18 protein-coding genes are annotated in these 18,595 nt (G+C 54.3%); 11 read left to right on the top strand and 7 right to left on the bottom strand.

Translation table 11 applies throughout. The features are described 5' to 3' along the window. The first annotated feature begins 12 nt into the window (after window positions 1-12). The 9 genes from murC (at window position 13) to mutT (ending at window position 10,844) form a co-directional block, all read left to right on the top strand. A complete protein-coding gene (gene murC, locus NYE92_RS18610; protein WP_013024614.1) occupies window positions 13-1,488 on the top strand; it encodes a UDP-N-acetylmuramate--L-alanine ligase in 1,476 nt (491 codons plus the stop codon). Next, on the top strand, window positions 1,481-2,398 hold the full coding sequence (locus tag NYE92_RS18615; RefSeq protein WP_013024615.1) for a D-alanine--D-alanine ligase: 918 nt from the start codon (window positions 1,481-1,483) through the stop codon (window positions 2,396-2,398). Before murC ends, NYE92_RS18615 begins: the two co-directional genes overlap by 8 nt. A gap of 1 nt (window position 2,399) precedes the next feature. After that, on the top strand, window positions 2,400-3,239 hold the full coding sequence (gene ftsQ, locus NYE92_RS18620; protein ID WP_013024616.1) for a cell division protein FtsQ: 840 nt from the start codon (window positions 2,400-2,402) through the stop codon (window positions 3,237-3,239). Next, window positions 3,236-4,492 (top strand): cell division protein FtsA, encoded by a 1,257-nt coding sequence (ftsA, locus tag NYE92_RS18625; RefSeq protein WP_006117681.1) that lies wholly within the window; start codon window positions 3,236-3,238, stop codon window positions 4,490-4,492. Before ftsQ ends, ftsA begins: the two co-directional genes overlap by 4 nt. A gap of 71 nt (window positions 4,493-4,563) precedes the next feature. Beyond that, window positions 4,564-5,718, top strand: a complete 1,155-nt coding sequence (gene ftsZ / locus NYE92_RS18630) for a cell division protein FtsZ (RefSeq protein ID WP_013024618.1) — start codon at window positions 4,564-4,566, stop codon at window positions 5,716-5,718. Between the two features lie 101 nt (window positions 5,719-5,819). After that, window positions 5,820-6,737 (top strand): UDP-3-O-acyl-N-acetylglucosamine deacetylase, encoded by a 918-nt coding sequence (gene lpxC / locus NYE92_RS18635; protein ID WP_013024619.1) that lies wholly within the window; start codon window positions 5,820-5,822, stop codon window positions 6,735-6,737. A gap of 290 nt (window positions 6,738-7,027) precedes the next feature. Next, window positions 7,028-7,534: a secA translation cis-regulator SecM gene (gene secM / locus NYE92_RS18640; protein ID WP_014606586.1), complete on the top strand. Its 507-nt coding sequence runs from the start codon at window positions 7,028-7,030 to the stop codon at window positions 7,532-7,534. Between the two features lie 71 nt (window positions 7,535-7,605). Beyond that, entirely contained in the window at window positions 7,606-10,311 is a 2,706-nt protein-coding gene (gene secA, locus NYE92_RS18645) for a preprotein translocase subunit SecA (protein WP_013024621.1), read from the top strand. A gap of 137 nt (window positions 10,312-10,448) precedes the next feature. Next, window positions 10,449-10,844 (top strand): 8-oxo-dGTP diphosphatase MutT, encoded by a 396-nt coding sequence (gene mutT, locus NYE92_RS18650; protein WP_013024622.1) that lies wholly within the window; start codon window positions 10,449-10,451, stop codon window positions 10,842-10,844. Window positions 10,845-10,875: 31 nt separating this feature from the next. Here mutT and yacG read toward each other — a convergent pair whose 3' ends face one another. Genes yacG through coaE form a run of 3 tightly spaced genes read right to left on the bottom strand, consistent with a single transcriptional unit; the run spans window position 10,876 to window position 12,446 of the window. Beyond that, window positions 10,876-11,073 carry a DNA gyrase inhibitor YacG gene (yacG, locus tag NYE92_RS18655; RefSeq protein WP_014606584.1) on the bottom strand — a complete coding sequence of 66 codons (198 nt, stop codon included), beginning with the start codon at window positions 11,071-11,073 and terminating at the stop codon, window positions 10,876-10,878. Between the two features lie 8 nt (window positions 11,074-11,081). Beyond that, window positions 11,082-11,825: a cell division protein ZapD gene (gene zapD / locus NYE92_RS18660; RefSeq protein WP_013024624.1), complete on the bottom strand. Its 744-nt coding sequence runs from the start codon at window positions 11,823-11,825 to the stop codon at window positions 11,082-11,084. A gap of 3 nt (window positions 11,826-11,828) precedes the next feature. Next, window positions 11,829-12,446 carry a dephospho-CoA kinase gene (coaE, locus tag NYE92_RS18665; protein WP_014606583.1) on the bottom strand — a complete coding sequence of 206 codons (618 nt, stop codon included), beginning with the start codon at window positions 12,444-12,446 and terminating at the stop codon, window positions 11,829-11,831. Window positions 12,447-12,671: 225 nt separating this feature from the next. On the opposite strand from coaE, the gene NYE92_RS18670 reads away from it, so the two are divergent. Further along, a complete protein-coding gene (locus tag NYE92_RS18670) occupies window positions 12,672-13,712 on the top strand; it encodes a GMP reductase (protein WP_013024626.1) in 1,041 nt (346 codons plus the stop codon). A gap of 40 nt (window positions 13,713-13,752) precedes the next feature. On the opposite strand, the gene hofC is transcribed toward NYE92_RS18670, so the two are convergent. The 4 genes from hofC to nadC all read right to left on the bottom strand — a co-directional run bounded on the left by hofC (window position 13,753) and on the right by nadC (window position 17,845). After that, window positions 13,753-14,952 carry a protein transport protein HofC gene (gene hofC / locus NYE92_RS18675; RefSeq protein WP_105077126.1) on the bottom strand — a complete coding sequence of 400 codons (1,200 nt, stop codon included), beginning with the start codon at window positions 14,950-14,952 and terminating at the stop codon, window positions 13,753-13,755. Continuing rightward, window positions 14,945-16,330, bottom strand: a complete 1,386-nt coding sequence (gene gspE / locus NYE92_RS18680; RefSeq protein WP_026021064.1) for a type II secretion system protein GspE — start codon at window positions 16,328-16,330, stop codon at window positions 14,945-14,947. The genes hofC and gspE overlap by 8 nt, the downstream gene beginning before the upstream one ends. Beyond that, complete coding sequence (ppdD, locus tag NYE92_RS18685; RefSeq protein WP_014606580.1) at window positions 16,317-16,772, bottom strand: prepilin peptidase-dependent pilin; 456 nt, start codon at window positions 16,770-16,772, stop codon at window positions 16,317-16,319. The genes gspE and ppdD overlap by 14 nt, the downstream gene beginning before the upstream one ends. Before the next feature lie 176 nt (window positions 16,773-16,948). After that, a complete protein-coding gene (nadC, locus tag NYE92_RS18690) occupies window positions 16,949-17,845 on the bottom strand; it encodes a carboxylating nicotinate-nucleotide diphosphorylase (RefSeq protein WP_259019345.1) in 897 nt (298 codons plus the stop codon). 197 nt (window positions 17,846-18,042) lie between these two features. Between nadC and ampD the strand changes: the two genes are divergently transcribed. Then, complete coding sequence (gene ampD / locus NYE92_RS18695; RefSeq protein WP_014592923.1) at window positions 18,043-18,594, top strand: 1,6-anhydro-N-acetylmuramyl-L-alanine amidase AmpD; 552 nt, start codon at window positions 18,043-18,045, stop codon at window positions 18,592-18,594. The last annotated feature ends 1 nt before the right edge of the window (window position 18,595 follow it).

Here is an 18,595-nt window from a genome sequence, read left to right on the forward strand (position 1 = left end):
TAATAAAGCGTAATGAATACACAACAACTGGCGAAACTGCGTTCTATCGTGCCCGAGATGCGTCGCGTCCGGCACATTCACTTTGTCGGCATCGGTGGTGCTGGCATGGGCGGTATTGCCGAAGTGTTAGCGAATGAAGGTTACCATATCAGCGGTTCTGATCTGGCGCCAAATCCGGTGACACAGAATCTGATCAATCTGGGCGCGACCATTTACTTTAACCATCGCCCGGAAAACGTAACGGATGCCAGCGTTGTCGTGGTCTCCAGTGCGGTGGCGCAGGACAACCCTGAGCTGGTGGCTGCACGCGAACAGCGAATCCCGGTCATCCGCCGCGCAGAGATGCTGGCAGAGCTGATGCGTTTTCGCCACGGTATTGCGATTGCCGGCACGCACGGCAAAACCACCACGACGGCGATGGTCTCGAGCATTTACGCGGAAGGCGGTCTGGACCCCACCTTTGTGAATGGGGGGCTGGTAAAAGCCGCAGGCACGCATGCACGTCTGGGCAGTAGCCGCTACCTGATCGCCGAAGCGGACGAGAGCGATGCGTCATTCCTGCACTTACAGCCAATGGTCGCCGTTGTCACCAATATCGAAGCGGATCATATGGACACCTATCAGGGCGATTTTGAAAACCTGAAGCAGACGTTCATTAATTTCCTGCACAATTTGCCGTTTTACGGTCGTGCGGTGATGTGTGTTGATGATGCCGTGATCCGCGATCTGCTGCCGCGTGTCGGCCGCCAGATTACTACTTATGGTTTCAGCGACGACGCCGACTTTCGCATCGAGGCGTTTGAACAACGCGGCGCGCAGGTTCATTTCAGCCTGATTCGTCAGGACAAAGCGCCGTTACAGATCACTCTGAATGCGCCGGGTCGACACAATGCTTTAAACGCCGCCGCCGCCGTGGCGGTGGCCAGCGAAGAAGGGATTGAAGACAGCGCGATTCTGGCTGCGCTGGAAAGCTTCCAGGGTACCGGTCGTCGTTTCGACCAACTGGGTGAGTTTCCTACGGAGCCGGTTAATGGGCAGCCTGGCACCGCCATGCTGGTGGACGATTATGGTCATCATCCCACGGAAGTTGACGCCACCATTAAAGCCGCGCGAGCGGGCTGGCCGGATAAAAAACTGGCGATGGTGTTTCAGCCGCACCGTTATACCCGCACGCGTGACCTGTTTGATGATTTTGCCAACGTGCTGTCTCAGGTTGACGTTTTGCTGATGCTGGATGTCTACGCCGCAGGCGAAACGCCCATCCCAGGCGCAGACAGCCGTGCACTGTGCCGCGCCATTCGTCATCGCGGCAAGGTCGATCCTATTCTGGTGCCGGAACATGATGCGCTCGTTGAAATGCTGGCGCCTTTGCTGTCAGGCAACGATCTGATTCTGGTTCAGGGGGCAGGAAACGTCGGTAAAGTGGCGCGGAAGCTGGCTGAATGCAAACTGCAGCCAGCACGCAAAGTGGAGGGCCGTCATGACTAAAGTTGCCGTTTTAATGGGCGGCACGTCAGCCGAGCGCGACGTGTCCCTGATGTCCGGCGGTGCCGTGCTGGCGGGCCTGCGTGAAGCCGGTATCGATGCACAGGGTATTGATACCCGCGACGTCTCAGTGCTGGAGTTAACCGCGCAAGGTTTTGAAAAGGTGTTTATCGCCCTGCATGGTCGCGGCGGCGAGGACGGCACGCTTCAGGCGGTGCTGGAATTCCTGCAGTTGCCTTACACCGGCAGCGGTGTGATGGCTTCCGCCGTCACCATGGACAAGTTGCGCACCAAACTGCTGTGGCAGGGCAGGGGACTGCCGGCGGGTAAATTTGTCTGGATTACGCGTGAACAGATGCAGAGCGGTCTGGATGCGGCGACCGAGGCGGCGATTAGCGCATTGGGATTACCCCTGTTCGTGAAACCGAGCAGCGAGGGATCCAGCGTCGGCATCAGCCGTGTAAACCAGTTAAGCGATCTGTCAGCTGCGCTGGAAGAGGCGTTTCGCCACGACGACAATGTGCTGGTCGAAGCTTTTCTGAGCGGTGAGGAATATACCGTTGGTATTCTGGGTGACCAGATTCTGCCCGCGATAAAAATAAAGACCGCCAGCGAGTTCTATGACTATGAAGCGAAATACATTTCTGACGATACTCAGTACTTCTGTCCAGCCGGGCTGAGTGCCGAGCGCGAGGCGGAATTACAACAGCTGGTGTGGTCAGCCTGGCGTGCACTCGGATGCAGCGGCTGGGGACGCGTTGATGTCATGACTGACGATCAAGGACACTTCCAACTGCTGGAAGCGAACACCTCACCGGGCATGACCAGCCACAGCTTAGTGCCGATGGCGGCAAAGCAGGCCGGGCTGACATTTTCTCAACTGGTCGTACGTATTCTGGAGTTGGCCGACTGATATGTCACAGGCGGCGATGAATGTACGTAATCGTGAAGCGCAGGAGCGGGCACGCACCGGTCGCAGTAACGGTGCCCGGCTCTTCGGCATCGTGTTTCTGCTGATGGTGATGGGCGTAATGATTGCGGGTGGCCTGGTCGTTCTGAAGTGGATGAACGATGCCTCCCGTTTACCCCTGTCGAAGCTGGTGGTCACAGGGCAACTGCACTACACCACCCATGACGATATTCGTCAGGCGATTTTGTCACTGGGTTCACCGGGCACGTTTATGTCGCAGGACGTGAACGTGATCCAGCAGCAGATAGAACGGTTGCCATGGATTAAACAGGTTAGTGTGCGTAAGCAGTGGCCAGACGAACTGAAAATTCATTTGGTGGAGTTTACACCGGTAGCGCGCTGGAATGACTCACACATGGTGGACAGCGACGGTGTGTCATTCAGCGTCCCGGCTAACCACATGGGTAAAGAAACGCTGCCGATGTTATACGGTCCAGAAGGCAGTGAAAAAGAGGTGCTGGCGGGTTATCACAGTATGGATGACGTGCTGAAGGCCAGGAAGTTTACCCTGAAGGTGGCGTCGATGACGGCGCGACGTTCATGGCAGTTAGTGACCAGCGATGATGTCCGCATTGAGCTGGGGCGGACCGATACCATGAAGCGTCTGAATCGTTTTATTGAGCTCTATCCGGTGCTGCTGCAGCAAGGTCAGAATGAACACAAGCGCATCAACTCGGTTGATTTACGCTATGACTCTGGCGCTTCTGTTGGCTGGACACCGATAGTGATGGATCCACAGGACAGTAATCAGCAACAAAACCAGGCACAGGCTAAACAACAATGATCAAGGCAACGGACAGAAAACTGGTAGTTGGACTCGAAATCGGCACTGCGAAGGTCGCCGCCCTGGTTGGGGAAATTCTGCCCGATGGTATGGTCAATATTATTGGGGTCGGCAGTTGTCCGTCCCGCGGTATGGATAAAGGCGGCGTAAACGATCTTGAGTCGGTGGTGAAATGCGTTCAGCGCGCCATCGATCAGGCTGAGTTGATGGCGGATTGCCAGATCTCCTCTGTTTACCTTGCATTATCGGGCAAACATATCAGCTGTCAGAACGAAATCGGGATGGTTCCGATTTCCGAAGAGGAAGTGACTCAGGATGATGTCGAGAACGTGGTGCATACTGCGAAGTCAGTGCGCGTTCGTGATGAGCATCGTATCCTGCACGTTATTCCGCAGGAATATGCTATCGACTACCAGGAAGGCATCAAAAATCCGGTCGGCCTGTCTGGTGTGCGCATGCAGGCAAAGGTGCATTTGATCACCTGTCACAACGACATGGCAAAAAATATTGTTAAAGCCGTTGAACGTTGTGGCCTCAAAGTTGACCAACTGATTTTTGCCGGTCTGGCGTCCAGCTTTGCGGTCCTGACCGAAGACGAACGTGAACTGGGTGTTTGTGTCGTGGATATTGGTGGCGGCACAATGGATATCGCCGTCTATACTGGCGGTGCATTGCGTCATACTAAGGTGATTCCCTATGCGGGGAATGTGGTAACCAGCGATATCGCCTACGCATTTGGTACGCCGCCCACCGATGCGGAAGCCATTAAAGTGCGTCACGGCTGTGCGCTAGGATCGATTGTAGGTAAAGATGAAAACGTTGAAGTGCCGAGCGTAGGCGGACGTCCGCCACGAAGCCTGCAACGTCAGACGCTGGCAGAGGTGATTGAGCCACGTTATACCGAGCTTTTAAATCTGGTCAATGACGAGATTTTGCAGTTACAGGAACAGCTTCGCCAGCAGGGCGTTAAGCACCATCTGGCAGCCGGGATTGTGTTAACCGGCGGTGCGGCGCAGATTGAAGGTCTGGCAGCCTGCGCGCAGCGCGTATTCCATACGCAGGTGCGCATTGGACAGCCGCTGAACATTACTGGCCTGACGGACTACGCCCAGGAGTCTTACTATTCCACGGCGGTCGGGCTGTTGCACTACGGTAAAGAGTCACATATGAACGGTGACGCAGAGGCTGAAAAGCGCGTTTCCGTGGGTAACTGGTTTAAACGTATTAATAGTTGGTTAAAAAAAGAGTTTTAATTTTTGTAAAAGGGGATCATGCTGTTTTCTTTAGTGATCTCCAGGCGACAGGCACATAACGGAGAGAAATCATGTTTGAACCTATGGAATTAACCAATGACGCGGTGATTAAAGTCATCGGCGTCGGCGGTGGCGGTGGCAACGCCGTAGAGCACATGGTACGCGAGCGTATCGAAGGTGTGGAATTCTTCGCTGTGAATACCGACGCGCAAGCGTTGCGTAAAACAGCAGTCGGCCAGACCATCCAGATTGGTAATAACATTACCAAAGGACTGGGAGCGGGTGCGAACCCGGAAGTCGGCCGTAACTCTGCAGAGGAAGATCGCGAAGCACTGCGTTCTGCGCTGGAAGGGGCAGACATGGTGTTCATCGCAGCAGGTATGGGTGGCGGTACCGGTACCGGCGCTGCGCCTGTTGTGGCTGAAGTGGCCAAAGATCTGGGTATTTTGACCGTTGCGGTCGTGACCAAGCCCTTCAATTTTGAAGGCAAAAAGCGCATGGCCTTTGCTGAGCAGGGGATCGCTGAGCTGTCCAAGCACGTGGATTCACTGATCACTATCCCGAACGACAAGCTGTTAAAAGTTCTCGGACGTGGTATTTCCCTGCTCGACGCGTTTGGTGCGGCTAACGACGTGCTGAAAGGCGCCGTACAGGGGATCGCCGAGCTGATTACCCGTCCTGGCTTGATGAACGTGGACTTTGCTGACGTACGTACCGTGATGTCAGAAATGGGTTACGCGATGATGGGTTCAGGCGTGGCTTGTGGTGAAGACCGTGCAGAAGAAGCCGCTGAGATGGCGATCTCCAGTCCACTGCTGGAAGATATCGACCTCTCTGGTGCGCGCGGCGTGCTGGTCAACATTACTGCGGGCTTCGACCTGCGTCTGGATGAGTTCGAAACCGTGGGTAACACTATCCGCGCCTTCGCTTCAGACAACGCGACCGTTGTAATTGGTACCTCTCTGGATCCAGAGATGAATGACGAACTGCGCGTCACCGTGGTGGCAACCGGTATCGGCATGGATAAGCGTCCAGAGATCACACTGGTAACGAACAAACCAGCCAGCCAGCCTGTCATGGATCATCGTTACCAGCAGCATGGTATGTCCCCGCTGCCGCAGGAGCAAAAACCTGCTGCGAAAGTGGTAAACGATCAGAGTGCACAGTCAAACAAAGAGCCCGATTACCTTGATATTCCGGCGTTTTTGCGCAAGCAGGCCGACTAGGAATAACCTTATAATTGGGATTTCCCGCTCTTTGTGCTAAAGTGTTCGCCCGCTGGTAACGTATACTGGCGGTCGGAAAGCGATATTGCGAGATAATAACGATGATCAAACAAAGGACATTAAAACGTATTGTTCAGGCGACAGGTGTCGGTTTACATACCGGCAAGAAAGTCAGCCTGACCCTGCGCCCTGCGCCGGCTAATACCGGGGTCATCTATCGTCGCACTGACTTGAATCCACCGGTTGATTTTCCGGCTGATGCAAAATACGTGCGCGACACCATGCTGAGCACCTGCCTGGTGAACGATGAAGGCGTGCGTATTTCGACAGTTGAACACTTAAATGCCGCACTGGCAGGTCTGGGCATTGACAACATTATTGTCGAAGTTGATGCGCCAGAAATCCCAATTATGGACGGCAGTGCAGCGCCTTTCATCTATCTGCTGATGGATGCAGGCATCGAGCAGCTGAACAGCGCGAAGAAATTTGTGCGTGTTAAGCAGACCGTGCGTGTTGAAGACGGTGACAAATGGGCTGAGATCAAACCTTACAACGGTTTCTCGCTTGATTTCACCATTGATTTCAATCACCCGGCTATCGATTCCAGCTCTCAGCGTTACCAGATGAAATTCTCTGCCGAAGCGTTTGTTCGTCAGATCAGCCGTGCACGTACTTTTGGCTTCATGCGTGAAATCGAATATCTGCAGTCTAAAGGCCTGTGCCTGGGCGGTAGTTTAGATTGTGCGATTGGCCTTGATGATTTCCGCGTGCTTAATGAAGAAGGCCTGCGTTTTGAAGACGAGTTTGTGCGTCACAAAATGTTAGATGCCATCGGCGATCTGTTTATGTGTGGCCATAACGTTATTGGCGCTTTTACCGCGTACAAATCGGGTCATGCTCTGAACAACAAACTGCTGCAGGCCGTTTTGGCGAAGCAGGAAGCCTGGGAATGGGCGACCTTCGAAGACGAAGCTGAATTGCCACTGGCGTTTAAAGCACCTAATCTGGTTCTGGCCTGATATCGGCTCAGAACGTAAAAACGGCTGGTTGCGCTGACACTCTCTCCGGTCAGTTGCACCAGCCGTTTTTTATTGTCTCGCCATTCATTTCCGCTTGCTGCGACAGCATTCTCCGCTCAGAACGACCAATTGCTGAATTGCTGCACAATCGCGCGCGATTTCTCCCACTGTCGCACTAAACTCAGGTGTCGCCGCGCCACATTAGTGTTACTATCTCTGGCGCTTTTACAGGCTGCATGCTGCTGAAAACAGCAGTGAATAATTAAAATGTTATGCGCAATGGAACAATTGTGATCGGAATTTTTCTACGCTGGCGACAAATAGGTAGACGCTATTTCTGGCCTCATTTCCTCCTGGGAATGGTGGCGGCCAGTCTTGGCTTGCCGGCGTGTGCGCAAACCACTGAACTCAATACGGCATCCGAAGCCTCAGCCAGTAGCCTGTTCATTGGCAATGCCGTCCGTTTTGATCATTTGATCCGTCTTCAGGAAGCCTCGCGACGCCCCAGTTTTACGGTTGACTACTGGCACCAGCATGCCATTCGCACGGTTATCCGCCATCTCTCTTTCACGTTAACGCCACAGGCGCAGGCGGAAGAGCAGGTGCATCCGCTGGCCGCACAAAAGCTGGCGTTGATTGATTCCCTTCATGCGTTATTAACGTCTCAGGCGGCACAGTCCGGCATCCCTGTTGGTTTGTCCCCGCAACCTCTTCCTGCTGCTCCGGTATCCTCACAGGCTGACGGACACGGCAAAGTGCACGGTATCCGTGCCGGACCCGCGCCATTGTTCTGCTAATCTTTGTGCTTTAAATCCCATTTTAGATTTCGCAGTCCGGGTGACCCGGCTGAATTGAGAATATATTTATTATGTTAATCAAAATGTTGACCAAAGTTTTTGGTAGCAGCAACGATCGTACTTTGCGCCGTATGCGTAAAAACGTTGATATCATCAACAAGATGGAGCCGGAATTCGAAGCGCTCTCTGATGAAGAACTGAAAGCCAAAACTGAGCTGTTCCGTGAGCGTCTGAAAAAAGGGGAATCACTCGAAAGCCTGATTCCTGAAGCTTTTGCGACGGTACGTGAAGCCAGTAAGCGTGTGTTTGGCATGCGCCACTTCGACGTGCAGCTGATTGGCGGGATGGTGCTGAATAACCGCTGTATTGCAGAGATGCGCACCGGTGAAGGTAAAACCCTGACGGCAACCCTGCCAGCCTATTTGAACGCGTTAACCGGAAAAGGCGTACACGTCGTTACCGTCAACGATTATCTGGCCCAGCGTGATGCGGAAAATAACCGCCCCCTGTTTGAGTTCCTTGGCCTGAGCGTCGGGATCAACATGTCAGGCCTGCCTTCCGTCGCCAAACGTGAAGCTTATGCCGCAGACATTACTTACGGTACCAACAACGAATACGGTTTCGACTACCTGCGTGACAACATGGCGTTCAGCCCTGACGAGCGTGTACAGCGTAAGCTGCACTATGCACTGGTGGATGAGGTTGACTCCATCCTGATTGATGAAGCCCGTACGCCATTAATCATCTCGGGTCCGGCAGAAGACAGTTCAGACCTGTACACCAAAGTGAATAAAATCATTCCTCATCTGATTCGTCAGGAAAAAGAAGACTCAGACAATTTCCAGGGCGAAGGTGACTACTGGGTTGATGAGAAAGCGCGCCAGGCACATATGAGCGAGCGCGGCCTGGTCAAAGTTGAAGAACTGCTGGTGAGCCAGGGCATCATGGTAGAAGGTGAGTCGCTTTATTCACCGACCAATATCATGCTGATGCACCACGTTACCGCTGCGCTTCGCGCCCATGCGCTATTCACGCGTGACGTTGATTACATCGTCAAAGAGGGTGAAGTTGTCATTGTTGATGAGCACACGGGTCGTACGATGCAGGGCCGGCGTTGGTCAGATGGTCTGCATCAGGCCGTTGAAGCCAAAGAAGGCGTTGAAATTCAAAACGAAAACCAGACGCTGGCGTCAATCACCTTCCAGAATTACTTCCGCCTCTACGACAAGCTGGCAGGGATGACCGGTACGGCTGATACAGAAGCGTTTGAGTTCAGTTCCATCTACAAACTCGACACGATTGTTGTCCCGACCAACCGTCCGATGGTGCGTAAAGATCTTGCCGATCTGGTTTATATGACCGAGAAAGAGAAGATTGACGCCATCATCGAAGATATTCGTGAGCGTACGGCTAACGGGCAGCCGGTTCTGGTGGGTACGATCTCCATCGAAAAATCAGAAGTGGTATCGAACGAGCTGACACGTGCAGGCATTAAACACAACGTACTGAATGCTAAGTTTCACGCCCGCGAAGCGGACATCGTGGCGCAGGCTGGTCAACCAGGCGCGGTTACCATCGCGACAAACATGGCGGGCCGTGGTACCGATATCATGCTGGGCGGTAGCTGGCATGCGGACGTTGCCGAGCTTGAAAACCCAACCGATGCGCAAATCGACGAGATTAAAGCCGCCTGGCAGATTCGTCATGATGCGGTGCTGGCCTCTGGCGGTCTGCATATCGTGGGTACTGAGCGCCATGAATCTCGCCGTATCGATAACCAGCTGCGCGGTCGTGCAGGCCGTCAGGGTGACGCCGGTTCTTCACGCTTCTACCTGTCAATGGAAGATGCGCTGATGCGTATCTTTGCTTCGGATCGTGTTTCAAACATGATGCGCAAGCTGGGCATGAAACCTGGCGAGGCCATTGAGCATCCGTGGGTGACCAAAGCCATTGCCAACGCACAGCGTAAAGTGGAAAGCCGTAACTTCGATATTCGTAAGCAGCTGCTGGAATATGACGACGTGGCCAACGATCAGCGTCGTGCTATCTACAGCCAGCGTAATGAACTGCTGGATGTGTCCGATGTATCAGACACTATCAACAGCATTCGCGAAGACGTCTATAAATCCATTATCGACAGCTACATTCCACCTCAGTCGCTGGAAGAAATGTGGGATGTACCGGGCCTTGAAGAGCGCCTGCGTAACGACTTCGATCTGGATCTGCCGATTAGCGAATGGCTGGACAAAGAACCGGATCTGCATGAAGAGACACTGCGTGAACGTATCATGACGCACGCGGCCGAAAGTTATGCGGCAAAAGAAGAGATTGTCGGCGCAGAAATGATGCGCAACTTTGAAAAAGGCGTCATGCTGCAAACGCTGGATTCGCTGTGGAAAGAGCACCTGGCCGCAATGGACTATCTGCGTCAGGGCATCCACCTGCGTGGCTATGCGCAAAAAGATCCTAAGCAGGAATATAAGCGTGAATCTTTTGCCATGTTTGCCGCGATGCTGGAAACGCTGAAGTACGAAGTGATCAGCACGCTGAGCAAAGTCCAGGTGCGCATGCCGGAAGAGGTTGAAGCGATGGAGCAACAGCGTCGTGAAGAGGCCGAGCGTCTGGCGCAACAGCAGCATCTGAGCCACGCCAGCGAAGAAATTCTGGCAGCGGAATCTCTTGCGCAGCAGGGTGGTGAGCGCAAAGTGGGGCGTAACGATCCTTGTCCGTGCGGTTCAGGTAAAAAATACAAACAGTGTCACGGTCGTCTGGCCTGATAAGCGGTTAACGAAAAGGAGCCACTGGCTCCTTTTTTTTTACTTTTCCGCTGACCATTCGGCCCCCTGAGCGGTTAACAACCTGCTTAACATGTTTTAGAATCAGCCCTCATTCACCCACTCTTCGGGATATTTTCATGAAGCACCTGCAGGTTGCAGTCGGCATCATTCGTAATGCCAGTAAACAAATTTTCCTTGCCCAGCGTGCGGCCTCTTCCTATATGGCCAATAAATGGGAATTTCCCGGCGGCAAAATTGAAGCCGGTGAGAGCGCAGAGGAAGGGCTGGTGCGCGAACTGGCCGAAGAAACCGGGATTGAAGTGACGCAGGCGCGGGCAATTGGCACGAAAGATCACACTTACGATGACCTGCGCGTGACGCTGCACTTTTTTCTGGTGGAAGGCTGGAAAGGAGAACCCTGGGGCAAAGAAGGGCAACCACAGCGTTGGGTCGATCAACAGGCGCTGATCGCCGATGAGTTTCCTGCGGCGAATCATGAGCTGATCGCACGTCTGGTGGCGGGCGAACTTTAACAGAGTGGGGCAACAAAGCCCCACGTCTCACTCAGCGCTCTTCCTCACTCCAGTTGTCGCTGTCGTTTAAATCATCACTGCTGGGAATGCGCTTCTCTTCCGCCGCCCATTCGCCCAGATCGATCAACTGACAGCGTTTACTGCAAAATGGCCGCCACGGACTGAGTTCATCCCAGATCACCGTTTTACCGCACTGTGGACATTCCACCGTCATTATCTCTTCCTGCATGTTCACCTCTAACAACAGGCCAGTTGGAAATTCAGGCGCGCAGGCACTTCGCCGCGCTCACTGTCCAATGGCATAAAACGAATCGCAAAACGGCTTTTATGGCCTGAAACCTGAGGATACAGCGCATCCTCCATTTCCAGCTGCAGCCGCAGTAAATCAGCGCCTTCAGCATTATCCTGGTAAAACCCATTCAAACTGGTTTGTAAACGGTAGGTGCCTGACTGGCGAATCAAATCCAGCAACATCGCCAGCGTACTGTGCAGCGGGATAAGCGTTTCCATCCAGCGCGTCACCTGCGCGTCGCGCGTCGCCTGGGGCAGGTGCAGCCAGATGTGCAGGCCGGGTAAATCAAAGCTACAGCATCCGCCGGGAATGCTGAGTCGCTGGCGCACCAGGGCAATCAGACGATCTTCCCGCAGCTGCTGGCCCATTCGTGGGGCGCTGTTAAGCAAAACAGACTGCGCTTTGAGTTTGTCACGCAATGCATCGACCACGGACATATCGACACCGGGGACATCCGCCCAGGCGCGCAGTTTCGTTTGCTGGCGTTCAAGTTCTTTCAGCAACTCGGTGCGCATGTCGCCGCGCTCGAAGATATCCAGTAATTCGCCAACCAGGCGGAAAAAAGTCAGTGCCGTGGCGGTGTTTTCCAGCGGCATAATGTCATGCAACTGGTCGATCAAAAATTCCACGCGCAGCCAGGTACGCATTTTTTCATTCAGTGGATGTTCAAACAGAACGACTGTACTCATGGGTTAATCCTGTCTCGTTGCCGCAAGCTTTAGATAAAGCTGATGAAGCTTGGCAACCTGGGGTAGCGCCTTTTCAGGTGCGCCACTGTTATCAATAATATCGTCAGCACAGTCAAGGCGCTGTTGGCGAGTGGCCTGTGCTGCAAGAATACGTTTAGCCTGCTCAAGAGAAACATTATCGCGCTGCAGCGTTCGTCTGAGCTGCGTCTCTTCGTCGGTATCGACCACCAGCACGCGATCGGCCTGGCGCTGCAGCCGGTTTTCGACCAGCAAGGGCACGACCCACAAAACATAAGGTGAGGCCGCCTGAGCTTTAAGCTGTTGCGTCCGGGCATTAATAAGCGGGTGAAGCAGCGCGTTTAACCAGTTTTTCTCATCGGGCGTCGCAAAGATGATTTCTCTAAGCCGTGAACGTTGCAAGGTTCCCTGTTCGGTCAATATCGCATCGCCATAGCGTTCGATAATGGCCTGAAGCGCTGGCGTGCCGGGTTCAACGACTTCGCGTGCAATGACATCCGCATCAATGATATCGACACCGGACGCAGCAAAATACCCGGCAATCGTACTTTTACCGCTGCCAATTCCGCCAGTCAGCGCCACGGTGTAGGGGGGATTTCTCACTCGAACTCTCTTAGTCGGTCAGTATCACGCAGGTCAACGCGTCGTTACAGGAAAAAATGCGTGCCGGATCACACTAAAAATCCGCATCTGAATGTAATGGATTGTAGCGTAAATAAAGTGAAATTCGCAGTCTTGTTGCGGCTGGAATGGCGCGTATCATGAGACAGGGAAAACCCTGATGGCGTCATGTACGGCAGTGTATAACCTCTTACCAGGACACGATGTATGCGCATTGAAGAAGATTTGAAACTGGGATTTAAAGACGTACTGATTCGCCCCAAGCGCTCCACGCTGAAAAGTCGCTCACAGGTTGAGCTGGATCGCCGATTCACCTTTAAGCATTCCGGTCTGAGCTGGAGCGGCGTCCCGGTTATCGCCGCCAATATGGATACCGTTGGCACCTTTATGATGGCTGAGGCGCTGGCAGGTTTTCATCTTTTAACGGCCGTCCATAAGCATTACAGCGTGGAAGAGTGGCGGGCCTTTGTTCAGCGCGTGCCGGGTTCAGTACTGAACTATGTCATGGTTTCAACCGGTACCTCGGATGCCGATCTCAATAAACTGATTGCGATCATGGCGATCTCCGATGCGCTACAATTTATCTGCATCGACGTCGCCAACGGCTACTCTGAACACTTTGTTGATTTCCTGAAGCGTGCCCGTGAAACGTTTCCCGGCAAGACAATCTGCGCGGGTAACGTGGTAACCGGTGAGATGGTGGAAGAGCTCATCCTGTCTGGGGCGGATATCGTCAAAGTGGGCATTGGGCCTGGCTCAGTTTGCACCACGCGAGTCAAAACGGGTGTCGGCTATCCCCAGCTTTCTGCGGTTATTGAATGTGCCGATGCAGCGCACGGTCTGAGCGGTCAGATCGTCAGCGACGGTGGCTGCAGCGTACCCGGCGATATCGCAAAAGCCTTTGGTGGTGGCGCAGACTTCGTCATGTTGGGCGGCATGCTGGCGGCGCATGACGAGTGCGAAGGTCGTATAACAGAAGAAAACGGTGAGCGTTTCATGCTGTTCTACGGCATGAGTTCAGAATCGGCCATGAAGCGTCATGCCGGTAGCGTCGCAGAATACCGTGCGGCCGAAGGCAAAACGGTGAAGCTACCGTTGCGCGGGCCGGTAGAGGAAACCCTCCGCGATATCCTTGGTGGTCTTCGTTCTGCCTGCACCTATGTTGGCGCTGAGCGTCTGAAAGAGTTAACCAAGCGCACCACCTTTATTCGGGTCGCCGAGCAGGAAAACCGAACCTTTAATCGTTAAGGTTGCCTGCTGCGTATGCAGTAAGGGCTATACAGCGCCTTTACTGCATCGCTTCTCCCAGCCCAAACACCGGCAAATACATGGCAATCACCAGCGTGCCAACGATGCCGCCAATCACCACCATCATGACAGGCTCCAACGAGGCGGCAAGGTTATCAGCCCGCATCAGCGTTTGCCCTTCATGCCATTCAGCCAGGCGCGCCAGCATCACATCCAGTGCGCCAGCCTCTTCCCCCACGCGAATCAACTGGCTGCAGAGCGGACTAAATAAGGGATGATTGCTCAGCGCCAGATACAGGGGATTACCCTGCGCAATGTGGTTCTGTAGCAGCCTGATGGCGTCCTGCCACAGTCGCGAGGACAGGGTGACTTTCGCTGCCTCAAGTCCCTGTAGCAGCGTGAGTCCAGCCTGCTGCGTCAACTGGAGAACGCTGTAGATTTGTGTCAGCTGATTGCCCTGCCATAGCCCGCCAACGATCGGAATGTGCATCAAAACGCGCTGTTCGCGCCGCTGCCAGTTTTCAGAACGCCGCCGCCACTGTTGCCACCCTGCGACCAGCAGAATAATCAATCCACTTAGCGGGAATCCCCATGCCTGTAATCGCTCAGAGAGCCCGATCACGGCCGCAGTGAACGCAGGCAAGGGAGCATTGAAGGAAGCATACACGGAAACAAACTCCGGCAAGACGAACAGCAGCATGCCGCAGGTAACGGTCAGTGCGACGGCCAGAATAAACAGCGGATAGCGCAGCGCCTTGATCACCTTGCTCCGCAAATGTTGCTGGCGCGTTTGCTGCAGTGCCAGCTGCTCGCAGCAGACATCCAGATGGCCCGTCAGCTCACCCACCTCCATGAGCGCCGGGTAAAGCGGGGGAAATATTTGCGGCCACTGTCGTAAGGCGCTGGAAAAAGGTTCGCCCGCTAATATCTGATGTTGTAGAGCCAGCATCAAGGCTCGCCAGGGCGTCTGCGAATGTCCTTCGGCAAGCAGGCTCAGGCTTTGTGACAGAGGAAGGCCTGCCTTAAGCAGCGTGGCGAGCTGGCGAATCAAGTCAATTTTGTGCTGCCACTTCCAGTCTCTTCGCCGCATCACCTTTCCCCGCGTCCAGCTGACGGGCAGTAAATGACGCTGTGCCAGGTCAGAAAACAACGTCTCGCCGTCAGGCGCAAGATGGTGGCCCGTTTGCAACCTTCCGCTGCCGTCTACCGCATGCCAGCGATACACATAAAGGCTAGTCATTATCCAGTCCGACAACGCGCTGCATTTCTTCCAGGGAGGTATCCCCACGGCTGACGGCTTCAAGACCCGACGCCAGCAGGGTGCGCATGCCCTGCTGTTTTGCCAGACTCAGCAAGCCCTCAAGTGGCATTTCGGCGGCAATGGCGTTTTGTAACTTAGCCGTTATGGGCAGTAATTCAAACAAGGCCAGCCGACCAAAATAACCGGAGAAGCAGTGATCGCAGCCCGGCGCCCGCCAGGTTTGTAACGTTCCGGGCCAAAGTGAGGCGGGAAAGTGGGCAACAGCCTGTGCTGGCTTACGGCAGTGAGGGCACAAACGCCTGACCAGCCGCTGGGCAACGATCAGACGAAGTGCGGAACCCAGCAGATAACCGGGAATGCCCATTTGACGCAAGCGCGTCAGCGTTTCCGCTGTCGAGTTAGTATGCAGGGTAGAGAGAACCAGATGACCGGTCTGAGCTGCCTTAACGGCAATCTCCGCCGTCTCGCCGTCACGTATTTCACCGACCATCATCACGTCCGGATCCTGACGTAACAGGGCGCGTAACACGCGATTAAAATCAAGGCCATACTTTGGATTAATCTGGGTCTGGTTGATACCGGGGAGAGGGATTTCAACAGGATCTTCCACGCTGCAGACATTCTTATCAGGCTGGTTGATCGCGCTCAGGCCACTGTAAAGCGTGAAGGTTTTGCCACTCCCGGTAGGGCCCGTTACCAAAATCAGCCCTTGTGGCTGCCTGAGCGCGGCGGTCAGAAGGCGTAACTGCGCGGTGGGTAATCCCAGCTTGTCCAGCGACAAGGCCGCGCCCTCACTCTGAAGCAGGCGAACGACGGCTTTTTCGCCGCCCTGAACGGGCAGGGTAGAGAGCCGAAAAGAGGCCGATTTTCCGTCAATGTCACAACTAAACTGTCCGTCCTGAGGCAGGCGCCGTTCGGCAATATCCAGACCGGCCAGAATTTTCAGTCGTGCCAGCAGCGCAGCCGGTTGTGTATCAAACTGCAGGGGGAGAGGATGCAGGACCCCGTCAATCCGCAGGCGAATACGCAGAGTGCTCTGATAAGGTTCGATATGAATATCCGATGCACGACGCAGAGTTGCCTGGCGCAAAAGCTGACTGGCCGTATCAATGGTCGATTCGCCGGGAGCTTTTTCATTGGCCACCAAAGGTTTACGCATCGATTCAAACTGTTCTATCCGGGCACGAGGCCAGCACTCCACCTCTGCCTGACACTGGCTGGCAAACTGTAATGCCTCCATCAGGCCCGCCGGGACGCTTTCAGGAACGGCAAGGCGCAAGTGTGTCGCACTGTGCTCAAGGACAATCGCCCGAAAGCGCTGGCAGATGAGCGCAATCGCATCATCAGACGTGGGCATAGGCACCTCCCCGATCGGCAAAGCGGAACTGCTCCTGACAATTATCACGTAGCGTGGTGTTAGCGCTGGTACAGGTGCGCTGCCACTGAATGCTGCCTTCATTGCTGTCCCACACGGGCAGCATTTCAACGCTTAGCCCGTTAAGGCTTTCCTGTCCGGTCAGGGTGATCGTGCCGTTCACGACGGTGACCGCTGAAACATACCGTGATGTTGTGCCTTGCGGAATCCCTCGCTGTCCGGCCTGGCAGGCGTCCGGGCCGCCGCGTTCAATGGCGCAAAGCTCAACCGCCGTTTTAAACGGCACCATCGTTTGCAGCATGTCGGTCAGCGCGGCGCGCTGCAGATAATTTTGGTAGGCGGGCAACCCAATAGCGCTGAGTATTGCCACGATGCCGACCACAATCATTAACTCGACCAGCGTGAATCCACGTTGAGAGATCATTGCATTACCTCCTGAATAAGAAGGTCGCAGTTTAAAAAGCCTGTGATGGCGTTAACAGCAGCAAAAGGGAAGAGTGGAAAAGGGCAGGCAGTAAATACAGCGGGTTACAGCAATACAGCGGTTACGCTGGAAGAAATAGCACAAAACAGGCCGTGCCAGCGGCACGGCACAAGCTGTTATTTAGCGTCAAAGCGCATAGAAAGATCCAGGGCATGGACATGTTTAGTCAGTGCGCCGACGGAAACATAGTCCACACCGGTCTGAGCAATCTCCTGGATCGTCGTTTCGGTCACGTTGCCTGAGACTTCCAGCAGCGCACGGCCCTCGGTTATCTTCACCGCCTCGCGCATCTCATCCAGCGTGAAGTTGTCCAGCATGACGATGTCGGCCGACGCCGTAAGCGCGTCCTGTAGCTCCTTTAACGACTCAACTTCGACTTCGACCGGTACATCCGGATAGAGCCAGGAGGCTTTTTCCACGGCCTGGCGAATCGAACCACTGGCAATGATATGATTTTCTTTAATCAAAAAGGCATCTGACAGACCCAGACGGTGATTGCTGCCGCCACCGCACAGCACCGCATATTTCAAAGCTGTGCGCAGCCCTGGTAGGGTTTTGCGAGTATCCAGAAGCTGAGTCTGTGTGCCTTCCAGCAGCGCAACATAGCGACTGACTTCGGTGGCAACGCCAGACAGCGTTTGCACAAAGTTCAGGGCGGTGCGTTCGGCGGTGAGCAACAGGCGGGCAGTGCCCTCGATTTCAAACAGCAGTTGATCCGGCGTAAGCGTTTGGCCATCTTCCACGTGCCATGTCAGCGCGGTATAGGCACCCAACTGGTTGAAGACTTCCTCTACCCAGCGTTTACCACAAAAAACACCGGCTTCGCGGGTAATCACCCGGGCGTGGGCGCGACTTTCGGCGGGCAACAGTTGGGCGGTAATATCCCGTTCGCTGTCTACCTCACCGCCAAGATCTTCCTGTAATGCGCGTGCGACCGTTTCAGGAATATCATTTTCAATACGTTCAAGCAGCGCACTCCGGCGACTGTCAGGATCATAGCGACGCACAGACATAGCGTTCAGCTCCAGCAAAAGACAGATAACAGTGGGATTACCATATCCTGGATAACAAAGCGGTGCCAGCCCCGAGGGGATTTTTGTTTAGTATACTTAACAAGCGGGCGAGAGTGAGGAGAGCGCGGCGCATTTTGGCGCAATAATGCCTTAGAATTCATGCTATTCTCAGTTCGACTTCGCGATGAGAAATCAGTATGAAATTAGAACATGGATGGCTGACCGGTGTGCGCCAGGTACCGTCACCCCACTGTAATGAACGGCCGCACAACGAGGCGCCCTCTCTTCTGGTCATTCATAATATCAGCCTGCCGCCTGGCGAATATGGCGGGCCGTGGATCGATAAACTGTTCACGGGCACACTGCCCTCAGACGCGCATCCCTACTTTGCTGATATCGCGCATTTGCGCGTTGCAGCCCACTGCTTAATTCGTCGTGATGGCGAGATTGTGCAATATGTTCCTTTTGATCAACGCGCCTGGCATGCAGGCATATCGCAGTTTGAAGGGCGGGAAAACTGCAACGACTTTTCCATCGGTATCGAGCTGGAAGGAACGGACGTTGAGCCCTATACCGAAGCGCAATACCACGCGCTGCATCAGGTCACGCAAATTTTGTTACAGCACTATCCGATAACGCCTGCTCGCATTACCGGACACAGCGACATTGCACCGGGACGTAAAACCGATCCCGGACCGGCGTTTAACTGGCAATATTATCTGCAGCGGTTACCGCAACAAAAATCGTGAT

It is taken from the genome of Pantoea sp. B566 (genome assembly GCF_024793925.1).
GTDB classification, from domain to species: domain Bacteria; phylum Pseudomonadota; class Gammaproteobacteria; order Enterobacterales; family Enterobacteriaceae; genus Pantoea; species Pantoea ananatis.